The sequence below is a fragment of the Methanosphaera sp. A6 genome (assembly GCF_001729395.1).
GTDB classification, from domain to species: Archaea; Methanobacteriota; Methanobacteria; order Methanobacteriales; family Methanobacteriaceae; genus Methanosphaera; species Methanosphaera stadtmanae.
This window is the reverse complement of the sequence record NZ_MAIF01000043.1, coordinates 23,999-44,102: the sequence shown is the minus strand read 5'-3', so window position 1 is coordinate 44,102 and position 20,104 is coordinate 23,999. Positions and strand designations below refer to the sequence as shown.

The window sequence follows — 20,104 nt, the reverse complement described above, 5'->3', positions numbered from 1 at the left end:
TATTAAAAAAATAAAAAATTAATCAAGATATGTGAAGTAATCTCCAAGAAAATCAATAATACCTAAAGGATATTCTATCTTTTTATTAATGATATCTATCAATATATCTGCAACCTCATCTGGTGTTAAATTAGATGTTTCCACTTCTTGAACAATATCTCCATAAGTTTCATAACTTTCACTTGTACAAACACCTAAAATCTCAGCACTAACATTCTCTTTAACCTTTTTTTCAGGCCAATTACGACTATCTAATCGTTTTTTAAGAATATCAGGATTACATCTTAAAACAACAACCATATCACTACTTGGATAGTCTTGTGCTAAATGTCCTTCAAATATAAGAAGATTATCACCACATTCTTTTCTGATTTTATTAACAATAGGAATCATTTCAATAGTATCAACTATTTTATATCCTCGTACTTCATCAGTACCTAAAGTTAAATCATAACTCTCAAGTAAACTATTAATACTAATTAATTTAGCATTAATTTTATTCTTTAATATTTTTGTTACAGTAGTTTTACCTGTACCTGGAGTACCTGTAATTATAATCATCATAATAATCAAAAGATTTTTTTTTTAATAAAAAAAAGTGGAAGTTATATGAACTTATAATGTTCTTATAACATTTCTTATTTCATTAGGATCTGATGATACAGGTGTTGGATCTTCACATGCATCTATTGCTACATTAGGATCTTTTAATACATGTCCTGTTACAATACATACAACACGTTCACCTTTATCAACATCACCATTTTCAACTAATTTTTTAAGTCCTGCAATACTTGCAGCAGATGCTGGTTCTACACCAATACCCTCTGTTCTTGCAAGATATTTTTGTGCATCTAATATTTCATCATCAGTTACTGTTTCTGCAGTACCATTAGATTCTTTTATTGCTCTCATAGCTTTTACTGAACTTACAGGCGCTCCTATTCTTATAGCTGTTGCAATAGTATCTGGATTTTCTACAGGAGTTACTGTGTCTTCTCCTGCTTTTACTGCATTTGCTATTGGTGCACTGTTAACTGCCTGAATACCTGTCATCATAGGAGTATCTTTAATGTATCCTGCATCTCTAAATTCAGTTATACCTTTCCATATTGCAGATATGTTTCCTGCATTACCTACAGGTAATATTACTCTGTCTGGTGATTCCCATCCAAGATCATGTACTAATTCAAATCCAATAGTTTTTTGTCCTTCTAAACGGAATGGATTTATTGAATTTAGAAGATATAATTCACCATCTAATGCTAATTCTGTTATGGTTTTTAATGCATCATCAAAGTTTCCATCAATTGCAAATACTTTTGCTCCATGGAACATTGCTTGAGCTAATTTTCCTAAAGCTACTTTTCCTGATGGTAATACTACTGCACATTTAAGTCCAGCACGTGCAGCATATGCTGATAGTGAAGCTGAAGTGTTTCCTGTAGAAGCACAACCAACCATATTTACTCCAAGATCTACTGCTTTTGTTGTACCTACACTCATTCCCCTATCTTTAAAACTACCTGTTGGATTTGAACCTTCTACTTTAACATAAAGGTCTACACCTAATTCTTTACCTATTTTTTCACATTTACAAAATGGTGTTCCACCTTCATCTAGACTTACTCTATTGTCAGCATTTACTGGTAAGAATTCTTTGTATTTCCAGATATTATCTCGTCTATTTTCAAAAGTTTCACGTGGAATATCTTCAACTTCAGTTTCTACTTCAAGAATTGAACCACATGTACAGTTATATATTATTTCATCATCATCGTATTCTTTTCCACAAGAAATACATCGTATCATCTAAATTCTCCTTTTTAAATTCATCTAATTTAGTAATATTTATTATTACTCAAAAAATATTTCATTTAATTATATATTTATTTTAAATATAATAAATTATTTTGCTTAAATTCATGTAAAAATAGTGATATTATTTTAATTAATAAGTGGGTATAGGGATGTGTGTATAGAGGTTTTTTTTAATATCGGTAAGTGGTGATGTGATATTAATTTACGGTATACGTTAATATATGTCATTATATTTTTTTTGGTATTTGGACAACTATACATATCACCTATACTATTATTGATATATAGGTAATCTTTTATAAAGATTATGCTTTAAAAGTAATCAAATTTACTTGAAAAAATGAAATTAGAATAAAAAATAGGGAAAAAAATAAAAATATTTTAAAAAAATAAAAAATAAGTGAATTTTTTTTAATTTATTGTAACATTGTGCACATAAATTGCATCGTTAGGATTTGAATTTAGAGCATCATCATAGAAATATAATTCTGCACGTACTGGTACATTCTTTGAATTACTTGTCATGGCAGTTCCTGAAACCTTAATTATCTGATCTTTTTGTGGATTATTCATATTCCATACAAGTGGACTTTTACCAATAATAGCATTATTTGAATCATAGAATATAACTTCCATTTGTAGATACTTATAATTCATTGAAGATTTAAGATCACATGATACCTTATACATTGAATATCCTTCACTTTCAATAGCTACATTTGATACTTCAAGTGATGATGCCTTCTGTGAAATCTCCATGTCATGACTAATATTTCCACCAACGCCTACAAGTAAAATAACAATAAATGATACTAAAGGTATTATCCATAGACGTGAATCACTTTTAATTACAGGTACTTGTGGAATATTATCCTTGTTTCCAAAATAATGTATATTATTTGTTTGTGAAATTGTAGGTTTTATCTTATCTTTTTCCATCAATGCAACTACAGCTGCAAGTACATAGAATATGCAGCCAACTACACCATACAAACTAACTCCAATTAAAACACCAATTCCAGCAATGATATACTGTGCAATTGCAACTCTATAATCCTTATTGAATAACCATATACCAATAAGACCTAAAATTCCCGAAATAAGTGCTATTGAACTATTGGTCATTAATTCGGAAGCAAAACCAGATAAAAAATATGCAATAAACCCACCCATAACTCCAAAAATAAATCCTAGAATAGCAAAAATTGGATTGAATTTCAATTAGTACACCTCCTATTCTCTTATTTTTTTTTATTATTAAAAATAGATATGATTATTTCATTATATTAATATTTTTATATTAAAAACAAGACTCAAAAAAGAAATAGAGGAGATTATAAACTATTAATATCAATATGTTCTTTATCTATAGACTCAAGTTCATCATCACAAATAGTATTTAATACTACTTCATCAGCATCATACTGATTTACTAATTTCTTAAATTCCTCATTATCAGGTTTATTATCTGCTTGATAATATTTATCATTTATAATTACTTGTTCTTTAAGTAAAACAACATGGTATTTATATATCATTAGTTACACCTAATTTATCCATGACTTCCACCTATTAGATAACTTATAATTACTATAAGAACTCCAACTGAAATAATTTTAATAGCAGATTTAACCATACTTTCCTTGGATATTTTTCCAAGATAACATCCAAGTACTGTTAACATAGTAAAACATACAATTAATGTTACTATAACTGCCGAATAAATATCACCAATTAAGAAAAATGGTATTGAAGGTATAAATGAACCCATGAAACTTGCACTACCATGTGTTAACATACTCATATATACACGATATTTAGCTTCTTCATGAATAATAGTATCATCTAATGAACGTTCATCTAACATCATCCTAGATTCAAGATCTCTAATAATTTTAGCTTCTTCAGCTTCCTCACCAATATATGAACCAAAACCATTGGATAGAGCTATAGCAATCCCACCACTAAGACCTGTTATACCTACAGTAACAGGATTTACTGCACCTCCAGAGTTCATACCGAGTATTGCTGCTGTTAGAGATATACTCAGCACTGTTAATATCCCATCAAGTGATCCTAATGCAACATACCTACTCATTGCAATATAATCTTTAATAATTTGTTTTAATGTTACTTTCATATTTAATCTTACTCTTAAATTTATTGTATTCTTGATTTATCTACCTAATTCTTCATGTGCACGAGCCAAATGACCTGCAGCTAAGGCCCCAACCAATGATAATTCTCCTGCAAGTACAATTCCTGCAACAATAGATGCATATCTATTGACTTTATTAGAACCTTTAGCATTAAGTAAATTTAATGACTCAACAGCTGTTTCAAGTCTAGTTCCACCACCAACAGTTGCAACTGGTAAATCAGGTAAAGTTACACTGAAATATAAATCTCCATTATCATTTTCAGCAGAAGTTATACCAAGACTTCCCTCTACCACATGTGCAGGATCTTGTCCTGTCGCTAAAAAGATTGCTGCCACCATGTTTGCATAATGTGCATTATAACCATAACTTCCAGCAATTGCAGAGCCTACTAAGTTTTTAGCATAATTTACTTCAACAATTGCATCTGTTGTAGTTTTTAGTACTCTTTCAACAACTTCTTTAGGTACAATTACTTCTGCCACAACACTTTTTCCACGACCTTCAATAAGATTTACTGCAGATGCTTTCTTATCTACACAGAAATTTCCACTTAAAGCTATGATATGAATATTATTTTCTTTTTCTATAAGATCTAATGCTTTTTGAGTAGCAATAGTTACCATATTCATACCCATACTATCTCCAGTTTCATATACAAAACGTGGATATACAAATCTTCCCACTATAGCAATTGGATCTATTTTAAGTAATTTTCCATGATTTGTTGTTGACTGTGCAACTTCTTTTATTTTATCAAAATTATCTTCTATCCATTTTTTCAATTTATTAGCATCATGAACAGATTTAGTTTTAAGAACAGGAGCTCTTGTCATTTGATTTGAAAGTATTGAAACATTACATCCATTAGAACGTCTTATAACAGAACAACCCCTATTTACACTAGCAAGTAATGCACCTTCAGTTGTTGCCATAGGTACATATGTTTCAATATTCTCTTCATTATTATCAATAACAATAGGTCCAACTACACCTACAGGTATTTGAATAGTTCCTATAGGATTTTCAATATTTTTCTTAGCAGTATCTGTCATGTCAATAGAATATTTGGATATGTGTTTAAGTTGTGTGCCTGTTTTTATTTCAATATATTTTCTTCGTATATCTGCTGCTTCATTTGCTGTTTTTGTATATTTTTCAATTTCAAATATTCTGATTTCGCCAGAATCTAATTTTTCAATTATTTCATCTTGAGTTAAATCCATGAAAATGCACCATCTAGAATTGTTGTTAATAACAATATTTATTTATTCTAATATAATAGTGTAATTATTATTTTATAATTTATAGTCTATTATAATTATTTTAAAAATAAGTTATGATTTTTTAGCTATTGAATAAAAAAAGAATTAAAATGTAATAAACACCACAAGAAGTAGTGTTATTGAATTTGAAATTATTCAGTAATCTCATTAAGTATTGTTACTATATCTGAAGGTATATCAGCCACATGAACTCCATAACTTTTAAGTAGTTCCTTTTTATTTTGAGCAGTACCATCAGTTCCTTCAATAATAGCTCCTGCATGCCCCATTCTTTTTCCAAGAGGTGCAGATACTCCTGCAATAAATGAGATTATTGGTTTTGTTAAGTTTTCTTGAGCATATTTTGCAGCTTTTACTTCAGCTATTCCTCCAATTTCACCTAACATAACAATTTGTTCAGTTTCTGGATCATTTTCAAATTTTTCTAAGATATTTGTAAAACTTTCACCAGTTACAGGGTCTCCCCCTACACCCACAGCAGTACTTAAACCATAACCTGCAGCACTTATTTGACTTGCTACTTCATATGTTAAAGTTCCACTTCTAGATACTAATCCTACTTTTCCTTTTTTAAATATATGTGTTGGCATTATTCCAAGTTTTCCAACACCTGGTGTTATAATTCCAGGAGTATTTGGACCAATTAAAGTAGTATTATGTTGTTTTGCATATTCAACAATTTCCATTGAATCATGAATTGGTAAATGTTCTGTTATAATAATAACCAAATCTAATTGACTTATTGCTTCAAATGCTGCATCTTTTACAAATGGTGCTGGTATAAATATAATACTAGCATTGACCTCAGGATGTTTTTGTTTAATTTCCTCAATGGAATTATATACTGGTACACCATCAACTGTTTGTCCTGCTTTTCCTGGACTTGTTCCTGCTACAATATTAGTATTGTATTCCACCATTTCTTTTGTATGAAAACGTCCCTGTTTTCCAGTGATTCCTTGAACAACTGCTTTTGTATTCTCATCTAGTAATATCACAAATATTCCCCTTATTTTATTTTTCTTTATTAATTTGATATTATATTTAATGTTCTTCAAAAATAAATTTTTTTAAAAAAATATATAACTCATATTTCATAATTAATCTATTATTTGTTTTTTTCTAATATTAAACATTTCTACTGCTTAAATTATGTATGTTCTATAATTTTTATAAAAATTATAGTAATAACTTATTTTAATATAATCTATAAATTATAACAATGAAGTTTTTAATTTAATACTCATTTATTTTTCAAGAATTCTCATTTTATAACTTAAAGGTTGGGCTAAATCAATTATATTTCCATTCATCAATGCTGTAACAGAACAAATTACACTTCCAGGAATTACATTTGCAGGAGTATTACGCCTTACAAGATATGTGTTTTTATTTCCAAGTATTGCTCCAACCATAGCTCCAGCTACAACTCCCACCTGTTCAACATTTTCTACTGATGCTAATACAACAGGATCATCTGTTTGACTAGATACATATCCAACACCTGGAATGTGTTGTATATCATTAACACATCCACCACCAACATCTCCTACAAAGTCCATGCCCTTTGCAGCATCTATTGCTGATTTTGCTACCTTATCAACAAATGATTCACCACAATATGTATCAAAACCTATGATAATTGCATCAGGTAGATAATTTGGATTTAAATCTATTATTCCATAGGATATTCCTTCTCCTGCTTCAGAAGGCGTATTACCTACACCATCTAAGTCATCAAAACCAAGTGCATTATCTTTTAAAACTTGATGTATTGTTTTATTAACATTCTCTAAGTTTTCATCACGTGTTACTGCAGTAATAACAATATCATCACCTGTTATGTTGGTAAGTTTAGCTAGTTGAGCTTCTTTTTCTATCTTGTAAAGATCGTTTTCTATACTTTTTATTAATTCATCAGAGCATGATATATCATTATCTGAAATATCAATACCAAAAGAAACCATTTTCATATTACATCCCCATAAATTATTATCATTATTATCTATTTTTTAAAATAAATATTAAGATTATGATATTAATCTAAGAAAAAATAATAACATATATTAGATGACAAAAATAAGATAATATTAATACCTTGATTAATTTTTAGATTTAAAAGAAGAAAAAAATTAATAAAAAAAATGGATTGATAATAATGGGTAATATTTTATACAATATTAAGAAAGACATTGGACTGATTACTGGTAAATTAGTACTAAAAGCACTGAATATGACCAATAAATCTGGAACAGCCTTACCTGGAAATATTGCTCTAAAAATTCATAAAGAGATACTAAAAGATATAAGAAAATCTGCTGATACAATAATACTTATCACAGGGACTAATGGAAAAACCACAAGTAACAATTTAACTAATCATATTTTAAGAGATGAAAATATAGTATTATCTAATCTTATGGGTGCAAATATGATTCAAGGTATTGTTAGTTCATATATTAAAGATACAAAAGATCATTATGATTATGGAGTATTTGAAGTAGATGAAGGATCAATGCCTAGAGTAATTAAAGATTTAAAACCAGATTATATTCTAGTAACAAACTTTTTCAGAGACCAGCTAGATAGATATGGAGAAATAGAAGAAATAGTGGATGAAGTAAGAAAGAGTATAAAACAAGTACCTACTGCTACTTTAATACTTAATGCAGATGATCCATATGTTAATACCTACACAAAACTTGAAAATGAAGTTGTAAAATATTCAGTTAAATCAGATGATTTGGAGGGTAATAATTTATGTCTAAAAAACTGTCCATTATGTGGTTCTAAACTAGACTATAAAACATATAACTATGGAAATCTAGGAGAATATGAGTGTGCTAAATGTTTATTTTCCAATGGAAAACGTGACTATATAGTTCAAAAACATATAAAAAAAGAGAATAAACAAGAAATAACTCTTAAAACATATGATAACATTATAAATATTACATTTCCATACATTGGAACATATAATACATATAATGTATGTGGAGTCTATGCATTGTGTGATACATTGAATATAAAACCACAAATAATAGAAAAACAAATGGCTAATTTCCATTTTTCACTTGGAAGAATGGAAGATATGACCTATAATAATAAAACAATAAAAATTGTTTTAACTAAAAATCCTATAGGTCTTAGTGAATCTATAAAATTAATATCCAATGATAATCAGAAAAAATCCATTCTACAAATATTAAATGATAATCCTGCAGATGGACAAGATACATCATGGATTTGGGATGGTGATATGACTATAAAAAATCAGGATACAATATTAAACTACTATTGTAGTGGTATACGAGCGGAAGAAATGGCTTTACGTGTAAAATACACCGAAGTATCAGAGGATAAAATAATTATTAATGATGATTTTAAAAATGCTATTGATACTGCAATAGAAGATGATGTTGATATATTATATGTTCTACCAACATACACTGCTATCTTCAAAACAAGAGATTATATTGAAAAAATAACAAAAGGAGATTAATATGGAGCTAAATTTATTTCATATGTATCCAGAACAACTAAATTTATATGGAGATACTGGAAATATTCTATGTTTAAAAAATAGATGTGAAAAACGAGGAATTGAAGTTAATTTATATAAATTTTCCAAGGAAGAAAAATATGATCTATCACTGGGAGATATCTTCTTTATAGGTGGAGGATCTGATAATTCACAAGAAATTGTGTATAATGATTTTCTAAATTATAAAGATTCATTTAAACAAATAATTGAAGAAAATAAAGTATTACTTGCTGTTTGTGGTGGATATCAATTACTTGGAAAAGAATATATTAATAAAAATGGTGATAGTCTTCCAGGACTTAATATATTTGATTATACTACTGTTCATAGACAAAATAGAATAATTAACAATATTATTCTTGAAACAACAATTGATATTACTCCAAAAACAATTGTGGGTTTTGAAAATCATGGAGGTAGAACCTACTCTAACTACACACCACTAGGAAATGTTCTTGTTGGTAAGGGAAATAATGATACTGATGGTGTTGAAGGTGTAGTATATAAAAATTACATTGGAACATATCTACATGGACCAATACTACCTAAAAATCCACATGTGGCAGATTATTTAATATTAAAAGCTCTTCAAAATAAGTATGAAGTGGAATCACTTGAAAAACTAGATGATACCATAGAATACTTGGCTCATGAGAAGTTTTTAAAGTTATATAATAAGTAAATACCACAACTTTTATTTTTCTAAAATAGATCTATTTTTAAAATATTTTAATTTATTTTATCAGGATGAATATATCCTGCTCTTATCATGTGATCTGCAAGTACCATGTTACATACTGCTTCTGCAACTGTTGTTATTCTTGGACAGATACATGGATCATGTCGACCTTCTATTTCTATAGTGGAATTTTCTCTTTTTTCTAAATTAACAGTATTTTGTATTCCACTTACTGATGGTGTTGGTTTAACAGAAATCTTTAAAATAATTGGCATACCATTTGTCATACCACCAACAATTCCTCCAGCATTGTTTGTTTTTGTCTGAATTTTATTATCTTCTATGTAGTATTCATCATTCATTTCATGTCCTGTTAATGTTGAACTTTCAATACCACATCCTACTTCAACAGCCTTTACTGCTCCAATATTCATCAATGCCTTTGCAAAGTCCCCATCTATCTTATCAAATACTGGTTGACCTAAACCTACAGGTACATTATCAATGATTATTTCTACTTTTCCTCCAGTACTATCTCCCCTTTCTTTAAGTTTTAGAATTTCATCTTCCATTAAAGTAGCAACTTCTAAATCTGCACATCTAACATTATTCTTTGTAATATTTTCTTTTATAGTATTTAATGTGAATTTCTTTGTTGAATGTATGTTATGAATCGATGTTACATGGGCTGTTGTTGTTATGTTATGTTGTTGTAGGAGTTTTTTACTTACTGCTCCTCCTATTACATGTCCAATTGTTACTCTTCCACTTCCTCTTCCTCCACCACGATAGTCATAATTTCCAAATTTTTCTCTCCAACAAAAATCGCCATGTCCTGGTCTTGGATTATTTTTTAAGTTATCATAGTTTTTACTTCTTTGGTCTTTGTTAAATATTATTGCTGTTATTGGTGTTCCATCTGTCATACCATTGAATATACCTGATAATATTTCTACTTTATCTTTTTCATCTCTTGATGTTGTTAAGTTACTAGTTCCAGGTCTTCTTTTATTTAATTCATTTTGAATATCTTCATTTGATAGATTAAGTCCTGCAGGACAACCATCAATTGTTGCACCTAAAGCTTTTCCATGACTTAATCCAAATGTTGTTACTTTAAATATTTCTCCTGTTGTATTTGCAACCATTGTTTATTCTCCCATTTTAATCTATTCTATTTTCATCTAAATATGTTACTGATTGTTTAATTGACTCATTAACATTAGGTATATGTTTTTCTAGAAATGTTAGCATTTCTTTTATTTTTGTATCCTCTTCAACATTGGAAGTTATGTGTTTTATATCTGTTGAAGATATCCAATCATCAATCCAATCTTGATGTACATGTATTAATGGATAAATTGTATTTTCTTCATATGTATCTGTTATTTTATTTCCAGATAACATTAAATGAATATATTCACTTGAAAAATCATCTAAACACTTAGAGCTTACAATTATACTATGCTTTGTAGGTGTGTGTGCTATTTTTATTCCATATTTTCTTTTATATGATTCTAAAACTATGTTTAATACTATATTTTTAGCTGTTGGAGTATTATCTATATATATTTCATCCTTTGGTTTTATCTGATTTTTAATAGTTCTTGATACTTTAACACATATCTTTTGAAAAAGCATAGATCTTGTAACTGATATATTTGAATATAAACAGTTGAATTTCTCTTCTTTTTTTCTAGAAAACTTGGAAAACTTTGAATTATTAATATAAACATGTTCATTATATAAACTAATATATCTTGTATCTACACCAAGATTATTTAATGTTTTAATAATCTGCCTATCCTTTTTATTCATATAAATCAATTCTAATAATTTTTTAATTTTTTAAGAATATCTCTTGTTGTTTTAACATCAAATTGGCCAGGAGCTGATTCATCAGTTATTGCTGTATATGTTACAGGAGATCCTAATATTGGTCCAAGTATTCTTGTATATGAACCTAGTTTATCCATAGAAATACCAATTAAATCATCATATTCCATAAGTAATCTTAATAAAACATAAGTATCCTCAATATTTAATGGTTTAACAGCAATTTTAGCTATATCTCCTACATTCAATGCACTATTTACAACATTCTCCAGATATTCAGAAGATGGTGTTTTTTCAAAATTATGATATGATATAATTGTTCTATTAGCATTGTCTATAACTTCTTGTCTAAGATTTTCATTGGTAGATAATTCAATATCTGTATATTCAACAAGAGATGCATTATCCATCAATATTTTAATTCTATCCTCTTCTGTAGATGGAAAATATCCTCCCTCATACTTCGTTCTATTTGTTAATATAATTGGAATATCTGTAACATTCCTTATTTTTTCAATGATAGAAGTTGCTTTTTTCGAAGTAATATTTTCAATAACATCCAATCTTAATTCAATATAATTAACATCCAAGTCTACTGCTTTATCTAATGTTTTAAATATGTCTTTTTCATTAGATTCAATAATTGAACCACAAATTTCAGTAATAATTTCTCTCTCCCCTTCTAATAAAAAAAATATCATAATTTAGTTATAATAATAATCTATTTTTTAAAACATAAAATATTTAAGAAATTTCACAATACTATCAATTTAATAACCTAATATTTTTTTAGTTAATTTTTAATTTAAATCTACAATATATCAAAAATTACATAATTAGTTATATAATCACTTTAAACAGGGAAAAACTACCATTATGTATACTTATAAAACAATCAAACATATTATAAAATAAATATCCTTTAAAAAAAAGTTTATAAGCCCTGAGGGGGATTTGAACCCCCGATCCCCTGATTACGAGTCAGGTACTGTTCCTTGCTGAGCCATCAAGGCAAAAAAAAATAGAAAAAGAAGTTATGATTCAAGATATTGATCAAGATTCATAGTAAGACCATCAGTAGCTGCAATTGTTCTGACACCAGTTTCTTTAGTAATAGTTCTTGTATTTTGGAAAGGATTATTCATAATTAAATTCACCCTAAGATGTGTCATAATAGCTATTTTTGGCTGTACTTCTTCAATTAATTGTTTAAAGTCCCTTGTTCTTAAGTGACCTTTAATTTTACGTTCTCCTTCTTTAATTACATTTCCAATCAGAACATCAGCATCCTTATGTTCTTCAGCTAGTTCTGGGAAGTATTCAGTATCTGAAGTATAATTTATATTAAAACCTTTATAATTTATATTAAATCCAACACATGTTGGATCTCCATGTTTTGTATGAATACCCCTTATTTTCAAATTTTCATGTTTAATTTCTTCTTCTGGTTTAAGAACACTTACTTTTGGTTTACTTTGATGATATTTTGAAATACTTGGACCTAAGTCACCATGTCCATTAATAACACTATCACTTCCAATAACATGTCCTGCTTTTCTTGTCATTCCTTGTGTCATTGCTTCTATTAATACTTCTGCATCAGTATAATGATCTGTATGACAATGGCTTATGAGAATTAAATTTAACTTACGAGGATTTAATCCATATTGATGTGTTCTTACAAGTGCTCCAGGTCCTGGATCTACATGAATATTTTTACCATCTATATCATCAATTCTGAAACCACCAGTCATTCTTTTTTGACTGATTGTAGCAAATCTGCCCCCACCAGTTCCTAAGAATTGAAGTTTCATTGTATCTCCTTTAATTTTTCATTTAAAAAATCTATAAAATATATAGTTTTATCTATATAATATTTTAATTTAATAATCTTATAAACTTATCTATATTTCTTATAAATATGATATTATTTTTTATTAAACTCTAAATTAAAGTATAATTGAACAAACTTAATTCAAATATATGTATGAGGTTTATTCAAGCATTGGCTTAAGATAAATACCTGTATAAGTATCTTGTTTAGCTATCTCTTCAGGAGTTCCCTCAGCTATTAGCCAACCTCCACCATTACCTCCTTCAGGACCTAAATCAATTATATAATCTGCAGTTTTTACAACATCAAGATTATGTTCAATAACAACCAATGTATTTCCCTGATTCCTAAGTTTTAATAATACCTTTAATAATCTGTTAATATCATCAAAGTGAAGACCTGTTGTTGGTTCATCTAGAATATATAATGTATTGTGTGTATTTTGTCTACTTAATTCCTTAGCTAATTTTATACGCTGAGCTTCTCCACCAGATAATGTTGTTGCTGGCTGACCAAGTTTAACATATCCAAGTCCAACATCAACCAGGGTTTGTAATTTTCTTTTTATCTTAGGTATGTGTTTGAAAAACTCTAATGCTTCACTACTTGTCATTTCCAGTACATCATTGATATTTTTACCTTTATATCTAATATTCAATGTTTCTTGATTGTAACGTTTACCACCACATACTTCACATGGAACATATACATCTGCTAGAAAATGCATCTCTATCTGTACAATTCCATCACCAGAACATGCTTCACATCTTCCTCCTTTAACATTGAAACTAAATCTTCCAGGTTTATATCCATTCTGTTTTGCTTCTGGTGTTTGTGCAAATAATTCACGAATATATGTGAATAATCCAATATATGTTGCAGGATTTGAACGAGGTGTTCTTCCAATAGGTGACTGGTCAATTACAATGATTTTATCAATATTTTCAGAACCTATAATCTTTTTATGACATCCTACTTTATCTTTATGTTTATTTGTAAGAAGTTCATATAATCCAAGATACAATATTTTATTTACAAGTGTACTTTTTCCAGAACCTGATACTCCTGTTACACATATAAATTTACCCAATGGAAATTCCACATCTATGTTTTTAAGATTATTTTCACTTGCTCCTATTATTTTTATTGATTTTCCATTTCCTTCATGACGAGTTTTTGGTACTGGTATTTTCTTAGTTCCAGATAAGTACTGTCCTGTTAATGAATTCTCATTATTTTTAATTTCATCAGGTGTTCCCTGTGCTGTTACAATTCCTCCATGATCCCCTGCCCCAGGTCCTATGTCAATAACATGATCTGCTTCAAGTATTGTTTCCTCATCATGTTCTACTACAATCAAAGTATTTCCAAGATCCCTAAGATGTTTTAATGTTTCAATAAGTTTCATATTATCTCTTTGATGTAATCCTATGCTTGGTTCATCTAAAACATATAAAACTCCAACTAATCTACTTCCAATTTGTGTTGCTAGTCTTATACGTTGAGCTTCTCCACCAGATAATGTACCAGATGACCTGGCAAGTGTTAAATAGTTAAGTCCTACATCATTTAGAAATGATAATCTTTCTCTTATTTCTTTTAGTATTTCATGTCCAATAAATTCCTGACGTTTAGTTAATTTAAGATTTTCAAAGAACTCCTTTGCCTTAGATAAAGATAATTTTGTAACATCAGCTATATTCATATCTCCAACAGTAACTGCTAACATTTCTGGTTTAAGCCTATCTCCATGACATGTTGGACACTTATTTAATGTCATATATGAATGTATTGCTTTTCTTCTGTATCTTGATTTTGTTTCCAGAAATATTCGTTTCATATATGGAATTACTCCTTCAAATGGTTTTGTAACACGTTTTTCCTTATTATTTCTAATAAATGAAAATGTTATATTTTCACCATTACTTCCATATAATATTACATCCTTATTTTTTCTAGATAAAGTATGGTATGGTACATCTACTTTAAATCCATAGTGTGTTGCTACCCCTGCAAGTATTCTATTGTAGTATGTTTCTGTACTTGTAGAATTACTCCAAGGTTTAATAGCACCTTCTCTTATTGATAAGGTTTTATTTGGAACTATTAAATCTTCATCTATTTCAAATGTACTTCCTATACCATTACATGTTGGACATGCAGCTTGGGGATTGTTAAATGAAAACATTCTTGGACTTATTTCTAGGAAATTTATTCCACAATCTGGACAGGCTAATGCTTCACTATAGTATTGATCTGGAATGGAATTATCATTATTTGCTACTGTAACTAGTCCTTCACTTATTCTAAGTGCATTTTCCACTGCTTCAACTAATCTTCTACGGAAATTTTCATTATTTGCTACTTTTAATCTGTCAATTACTATTTCTATTACATGTTTTTGATTTTTATCAAGTTCTATTGTTTCATCTAAGCTTTTAATCTCACCATCAACACGTACTCTCACATATCCCTTTTGTTTATATGTGGAAAATATCTTCTTATGCATTCCTTTCCTATTTTTCACAACTGGTGCTAGTATGTATATCTTTTCTTGATCATTGTTTTCTATTATTTCTTGTGCTATTTGTCCTGGTGTTTGTTGTGATATTTCCTTTCCACAGTTATAACAATGAGCCACACCTATTCTTGCATATAATAATCTAAGATAATCATAGATTTCTGTAACAGTACCTACAGTGGATCTGGGATTTGATCTAGTGGTTTTTTGGTCTATTGATATTGCAGGAGATAGACCTTCAATGTAGTCTATTTCTGGTTTTTCCATTTGTCCTAGAAATTGTCTTGCATATGCTGATAGAGATTCAACATATCTTCTTTGTCCTTCAGCATAGATTGTATCAAATGCCAGTGATGATTTTCCAGAACCACTAAGTCCTGTTATTACCACGAAGTTATCACGTGGTATTGTAACATCAATATTTTGAAGATTATGTTCTCTTGCTCCTTTTATAATTATTTTTCTATCTTTTATAGCTCTATTTCTTATTTCTTCCTTGGATTCCATTATTTATTCCTCTTTTAATTCCATTATCCTATCTCTTAGTTTTGCAGCCTTTTCAAAGTTAAGATCTTTTGCAGCTTGTTTCATTTCTTTTTCAAGTTCTTTTATTATTTCATCAATTTCATCTGTTGTAATATTATCAATTTCTTGAATATCATCAACTTTCTCTTCAATCTTTTTATCTTTAAGTTTACGTACAACACTTCTAGGTGTAATATTATGATCATTGTTATAGGCAATTTGTATTTTACGTCTATGTTTTGTTATATTTACAGCATTTCTTACAGAATCTGTTATATTATCAGCATATAATATTACTCTACCATTAACATTACGTGCAGCTCTACCAATAGTCTGTATAAGAGAAGTTTGAGAACGTAGGAATCCTTCCTTATCAGCATCTAAAATAGCAACTAGTGCAACTTCTGGTAAATCCAATCCTTCCCTTAGAAGATTTACTCCAACTAGACAATCAAAGTCTCCACGACGTAATTCATCAATAATTTCTGTTCTTTCAAGTGTTGAAATTTCTGAATGCAAATATCTTGCCTTAACATTCATCTTAATATAATAATCTGTTAAATCCTCTGCCATCTTCTTAGTTAATGATGTTACAAGTACTCTTTGATTATTATCTACACATTTTCTTATTTCACCCAATAAATCATCAACTTGATTTTTTATTGGTCTTACAATAGGCTCTGGATCTACAAGGCCTGTTGGCCTAATAATTTGTTCCACCTTATTTTTACTTCTTCCTAATTCAAATGCTGCAGGTGTTGCTGAAACATATAATACTTGATTTTGTGCCCTCATAAATTCATCAAAACGAAGTGGTCTATTTTCCTTTGCACTAGGTAATCTAAAACCATACTGTATTAGATTTTCTTTTCTTGCCCTATCTCCCTCATACATTCCACGTATTTGAGGTACTGTTACATGTGATTCATCAATAATTGTTAGATAATCATCTGGAAAATATCTTAGTAATGAGTATGGTGTTTCACCCCATTTACGACCATTCATGTGCATGGAATAATTTTCTATTCCAGAACAGTAACCAATTTCTTGTAACATTTCCATATCAAAGTTCGTTCTTTGTTCAATTCTTTGAGCTTCAACATATTTTCCTGTTGCCTTAAATGTATCCACTCTTTCTTTAAGTTCTTTTTTTATGTTTGCTATGGCTGTTTCTTGTTTTTCCTTTGCAATTACGAAGTGTTTTGCAGGAAATATGATCACTTTTTGTAATTCTTCAATAATATCCCCTTTCAATGCATCTATTTTGTAGATAACATCTATTTCATCACCCCATAGTTCAATACGTAGAGCATAATTTGCATTTATTGGAAATATTTCAATAACGTCCCCTCTAACTCTGAATTGTCCCCTTATAAATTCAATATCATTACGTGAGTATTGCATTTTCACTAATTCTTTAAGAATATCTTCCCTTGATATTTCTTGTTGTGTTTGTAGTGTTAGTGTAAATTGTGCATAATCTTCAGGTGAACCTATACCATAGATACATGAAACACTAGATACTACAATTACATCATCTCTTGTAAGTAATGATTGTGTGGCAGAGTGTCTTAATCTATCAATTTCCTCATTAATAGCTGATTCCTTGTCAATAAATGTATCAGTTTGTGCTACATATGCCTCTGGTTGGTAGTAATCATAGTAGCTAACAAAGTATTCCACTGCATTATCTGGAAAAAATTCTTTAAATTCCTCATATAATTGAGCTGCTAATGTTTTATTATGTGACATTACAAGTGTTGGTTTGTCTAATTGTTCAATAACATTTGCCATTGTAAAAGTTTTTCCAGAACCTGTTACTCCTTCAAGTGTTTGTTCTTTAATTCCATCTTTATAATGTTCAACAAGTGATTTTATTGCTTTTGGCTGATCACCTAATGGTTTATAATCAGAATATAAATTGAATTTTGACATAATAATAATTCTCTTAAAACTAATTGATAACTTTTATACATAACACAATATAATAAAGTTAGTATAATATATTTCATATATAATATATCTATTAATAAATATTAGATGTTTATTATTTATATATTAAAATAAAAAAAAAATGTGGAATTGTGAATTATGTCTATGAAACTAAAAACACCTGATGAAGTACCTCAAAAGCCTGGTGTATATATTATGCACAATAAAGAAGATGAGGTAATATATGTTGGAAAAGCTAAAAAACTTAAAAGTAGACTTCAAAGTTACTTTAGAGATGAAGACAAACTTGATAGACCAAAAACTCAATTTCTTATGAGGCATTTTTCATACTTTGAATATATTTTAACAAATACTGAGAAAGAAGCTTTAATTCTCGAAGCAAATCTTATAAAAAAATACCGTCCCCATTATAATATAAGTCTTAAGGATGGTAAACAATACCCCTATATTAAAATAACTAATGAAGACTTCCCAAGAATATACATTACAAGAAATATAGTAAATGATAAAGCATCATATTATGGTCCATATACTGATAGTACACATGCAAGAGCATTTATTGATTTTTTAAATAAGAACTTTCAAATAAGAACATGTAAACATATGGATGGACCTTGTCTAAATTATCAGATAAAACAGTGCAGTGCTCCATGTGTTAATTACATATCACAAGAAGAGTACAACAGAAATATTCGTCGTGTTAAATTACTTCTTCAGGGAAAATATAAAACCACAATCAAAAAACTCAAAAAGGACATGAATAGATATGCTAAAAATATGGAATTTGAAAAGGCAGCCATGCTACGAGACCAAATTGATACTATTAAAATTACCCTTGAAAAACAAAATATTCAACCAAACCAAGATGTTAACCAAGATATTATTGGATTTGATCATAACAATGAAGAAGCAGCTGTTGTAATATTATCTGTTCGTAGTGGTAAAACAAATAAAAAAGATGATCTTGTTCTAAAAGGAATTAAAGGATTTAGTGATAAACAAATAAGAACAGAATTTATTAAACAATATTATTCTACTGCACCTCTTCCTGATGAAATTATATTAGAAGATGATATTGAAGATAAGGATGTTATTGTTGAATGGTTAGAAGAAAAAGCTAACCATAAAATAAAAATTACAGTAGCTACTGATGGTCATTATATTACCCTTATTAAAATTGCCAAGAAAAATGCTCATATTAGTTTAACAGAAAATACTAAAGAGGAAGAAAATCCTCTTCTAACTCTAGAGAAGTACCTTAATCTACCCCGTCTACCATACCATATTGAAGCATTTGATATTTCAAATATTTCTGGTATATATGCTGTAGCATCAATGGTTGTATTTGAAAATGGAAAACCTGCAAAGAAGATGTATCGTAAATTTAAGATGAATACTCCCGGTCCAAATGATTTTGCAATGATGAAGGAAGTAATCACAAGAAGATACTCCCATATATCACCTAATAATACAAATAATACATCAGATTCACTTAGTATTCATCCAGATCTAGTGTTAATTGATGGAGGTAAAGGACAGCTTGGAATGGCTGTTGATGTATTTAAAAAACTAAATATTACAGATGTTCCTCTTGCAGGCCTTGCAAAGAAATTTGAAGAAGTATATCTTCCAGGACAAACAAATCCAATAATTCTACCAAGACAATCCTCAGCACTACATCTTCTTCAATATGTACGTGATGAGTCACATAGATTTGCAATAACATTCCATAGAAAACTTCGTTCAAAAGCATTTACAAAATCTATTCTTGATGACATACCAGGTGTTGGTAAAAAAAGAAAACAAGCACTCTTAACACATTTTGAAAGCTTAGATAATATTTATAATGCAAGTTTTGATGAAATATGTCAAGTAAAAGGTATTAATCAAAAATTAGCAAAAACAATTTATGAAACACTAAAAGAGGATAAAAAAGAATAAAAAAA

General features: G+C 28.9%; 17 protein-coding genes and 1 tRNA gene. 3 read left to right on the top strand and 15 right to left on the bottom strand.

The genetic code is table 11. The annotated features are described in order from the left end of the window. Positions 1-18: 18 nt before the first annotated feature. The 8 genes from A9758_RS01450 to A9758_RS01415 form a co-directional block, all read right to left on the bottom strand. Positions 19-564 carry an adenylate kinase family protein gene (locus A9758_RS01450; RefSeq protein WP_069776318.1) on the bottom strand — a complete coding sequence of 182 codons (546 nt, stop codon included), beginning with the start codon at positions 562-564 and terminating at the stop codon, positions 19-21. A 51-nt stretch (positions 565-615) separates the two neighbouring features. Beyond that, on the bottom strand, positions 616-1,812 hold the full coding sequence (thrC, locus tag A9758_RS01445) for a threonine synthase (RefSeq protein ID WP_011406186.1): 1,197 nt from the start codon (positions 1,810-1,812) through the stop codon (positions 616-618). Positions 1,813-2,232: 420 nt separating this feature from the next. Next, on the bottom strand, positions 2,233-3,042 hold the full coding sequence (locus tag A9758_RS01440; RefSeq protein ID WP_011406185.1) for a DUF4064 domain-containing protein: 810 nt from the start codon (positions 3,040-3,042) through the stop codon (positions 2,233-2,235). A 113-nt stretch (positions 3,043-3,155) separates the two neighbouring features. Then, entirely contained in the window at positions 3,156-3,359 is a 204-nt protein-coding gene (locus A9758_RS01435; RefSeq protein WP_011406184.1) for a hypothetical protein, read from the bottom strand. A gap of 14 nt (positions 3,360-3,373) precedes the next feature. Further along, positions 3,374-3,961: a TIGR00267 family protein gene (locus A9758_RS01430; RefSeq protein ID WP_011406183.1), complete on the bottom strand. Its 588-nt coding sequence runs from the start codon at positions 3,959-3,961 to the stop codon at positions 3,374-3,376. A gap of 36 nt (positions 3,962-3,997) precedes the next feature. Continuing rightward, on the bottom strand, positions 3,998-5,206 hold the full coding sequence (gene hmgA, locus A9758_RS01425) for a hydroxymethylglutaryl-CoA reductase (NADPH) (RefSeq protein WP_011406182.1): 1,209 nt from the start codon (positions 5,204-5,206) through the stop codon (positions 3,998-4,000). Positions 5,207-5,397: 191 nt separating this feature from the next. Further along, positions 5,398-6,264, bottom strand: coding sequence for a succinate--CoA ligase subunit alpha (gene sucD, locus A9758_RS01420; RefSeq protein WP_011406181.1), 867 nt, complete (start codon positions 6,262-6,264; stop codon positions 5,398-5,400). 249 nt (positions 6,265-6,513) lie between these two features. Beyond that, positions 6,514-7,239: a hypothetical protein gene (locus A9758_RS01415; protein ID WP_011406180.1), complete on the bottom strand. Its 726-nt coding sequence runs from the start codon at positions 7,237-7,239 to the stop codon at positions 6,514-6,516. A 185-nt stretch (positions 7,240-7,424) separates the two neighbouring features. On the opposite strand from A9758_RS01415, the gene A9758_RS01410 reads away from it, so the two are divergent. Both A9758_RS01410 and A9758_RS01405 read left to right on the top strand, forming a co-directional pair. Further along, positions 7,425-8,768, top strand: coding sequence for a Mur ligase family protein (locus A9758_RS01410; RefSeq protein ID WP_011406179.1), 1,344 nt, complete (start codon positions 7,425-7,427; stop codon positions 8,766-8,768). Further along, complete coding sequence (locus A9758_RS01405; RefSeq protein WP_197735079.1) at positions 8,764-9,492, top strand: type 1 glutamine amidotransferase; 729 nt, start codon at positions 8,764-8,766, stop codon at positions 9,490-9,492. Before A9758_RS01410 ends, A9758_RS01405 begins: the two co-directional genes overlap by 5 nt. A gap of 47 nt (positions 9,493-9,539) precedes the next feature. Here A9758_RS01405 and aroC read toward each other — a convergent pair whose 3' ends face one another. From aroC to uvrB, 7 genes are all read right to left on the bottom strand, one after another. Continuing rightward, on the bottom strand, positions 9,540-10,637 hold the full coding sequence (gene aroC, locus A9758_RS01400) for a chorismate synthase (RefSeq protein WP_011406177.1): 1,098 nt from the start codon (positions 10,635-10,637) through the stop codon (positions 9,540-9,542). A 16-nt stretch (positions 10,638-10,653) separates the two neighbouring features. After that, positions 10,654-11,307, bottom strand: coding sequence for a hypothetical protein (locus tag A9758_RS01395; RefSeq protein ID WP_011406176.1), 654 nt, complete (start codon positions 11,305-11,307; stop codon positions 10,654-10,656). 11 nt (positions 11,308-11,318) lie between these two features. Beyond that, the gene (aroD, locus tag A9758_RS01390; protein ID WP_011406175.1) at positions 11,319-12,026 is read right to left on the bottom strand and encodes a type I 3-dehydroquinate dehydratase; all 708 of its coding nucleotides are present in this window, start codon (positions 12,024-12,026) and stop codon (positions 11,319-11,321) included. A 238-nt stretch (positions 12,027-12,264) separates the two neighbouring features. After that, positions 12,265-12,338: transfer RNA gene (locus A9758_RS01385), tRNA-Thr, on the bottom strand. A gap of 21 nt (positions 12,339-12,359) precedes the next feature. Beyond that, positions 12,360-13,139 carry an MBL fold metallo-hydrolase gene (locus A9758_RS01380; protein ID WP_011406174.1) on the bottom strand — a complete coding sequence of 260 codons (780 nt, stop codon included), beginning with the start codon at positions 13,137-13,139 and terminating at the stop codon, positions 12,360-12,362. 180 nt (positions 13,140-13,319) lie between these two features. Further along, entirely contained in the window at positions 13,320-16,187 is a 2,868-nt protein-coding gene (uvrA, locus tag A9758_RS01375) for an excinuclease ABC subunit UvrA (protein ID WP_011406173.1), read from the bottom strand. A gap of 3 nt (positions 16,188-16,190) precedes the next feature. Beyond that, on the bottom strand, positions 16,191-18,140 hold the full coding sequence (gene uvrB, locus A9758_RS01370; RefSeq protein ID WP_011406172.1) for an excinuclease ABC subunit UvrB: 1,950 nt from the start codon (positions 18,138-18,140) through the stop codon (positions 16,191-16,193). Between the two features lie 156 nt (positions 18,141-18,296). On the opposite strand from uvrB, the gene uvrC reads away from it, so the two are divergent. After that, on the top strand, positions 18,297-20,099 hold the full coding sequence (uvrC, locus tag A9758_RS01365) for an excinuclease ABC subunit UvrC (RefSeq protein ID WP_048059711.1): 1,803 nt from the start codon (positions 18,297-18,299) through the stop codon (positions 20,097-20,099). Positions 20,100-20,104 lie beyond the last annotated feature (5 nt).

Coding starts and splice junctions, on each gene's coding strand:
- thrC (WP_011406186.1), bottom strand. CDS start 1,812: ATGATACGATGTATTTCTTGTGGAAAAGAATACGATGATGATGAAATA.
- uvrB (WP_011406172.1), bottom strand. CDS start 18,140: ATGTCAAAATTCAATTTATATTCTGATTATAAACCATTAGGTGATCAG.
- hmgA (WP_011406182.1), bottom strand. CDS start 5,206: ATGGATTTAACTCAAGATGAAATAATTGAAAAATTAGATTCTGGCGAA.
- uvrC (WP_048059711.1), top strand. CDS start 18,297: ATGTCTATGAAACTAAAAACACCTGATGAAGTACCTCAAAAGCCTGGT.
- aroC (WP_011406177.1), bottom strand. CDS start 10,637: ATGGTTGCAAATACAACAGGAGAAATATTTAAAGTAACAACATTTGGA.
- A9758_RS01415 (WP_011406180.1), bottom strand. CDS start 7,239: ATGAAAATGGTTTCTTTTGGTATTGATATTTCAGATAATGATATATCA.
- A9758_RS01410 (WP_011406179.1), top strand. CDS start 7,425: ATGGGTAATATTTTATACAATATTAAGAAAGACATTGGACTGATTACT.
- A9758_RS01395 (WP_011406176.1), bottom strand. CDS start 11,307: ATGAATAAAAAGGATAGGCAGATTATTAAAACATTAAATAATCTTGGT.
- uvrA (WP_011406173.1), bottom strand. CDS start 16,187: ATGGAATCCAAGGAAGAAATAAGAAATAGAGCTATAAAAGATAGAAAA.
- A9758_RS01430 (WP_011406183.1), bottom strand. CDS start 3,961: ATGAAAGTAACATTAAAACAAATTATTAAAGATTATATTGCAATGAGT.
- A9758_RS01435 (WP_011406184.1), bottom strand. CDS start 3,359: ATGATATATAAATACCATGTTGTTTTACTTAAAGAACAAGTAATTATA.
- A9758_RS01380 (WP_011406174.1), bottom strand. CDS start 13,139: ATGAAACTTCAATTCTTAGGAACTGGTGGGGGCAGATTTGCTACAATC.
- aroD (WP_011406175.1), bottom strand. CDS start 12,026: ATGATATTTTTTTTATTAGAAGGGGAGAGAGAAATTATTACTGAAATT.
- A9758_RS01450 (WP_069776318.1), bottom strand. CDS start 564: ATGATGATTATAATTACAGGTACTCCAGGTACAGGTAAAACTACTGTA.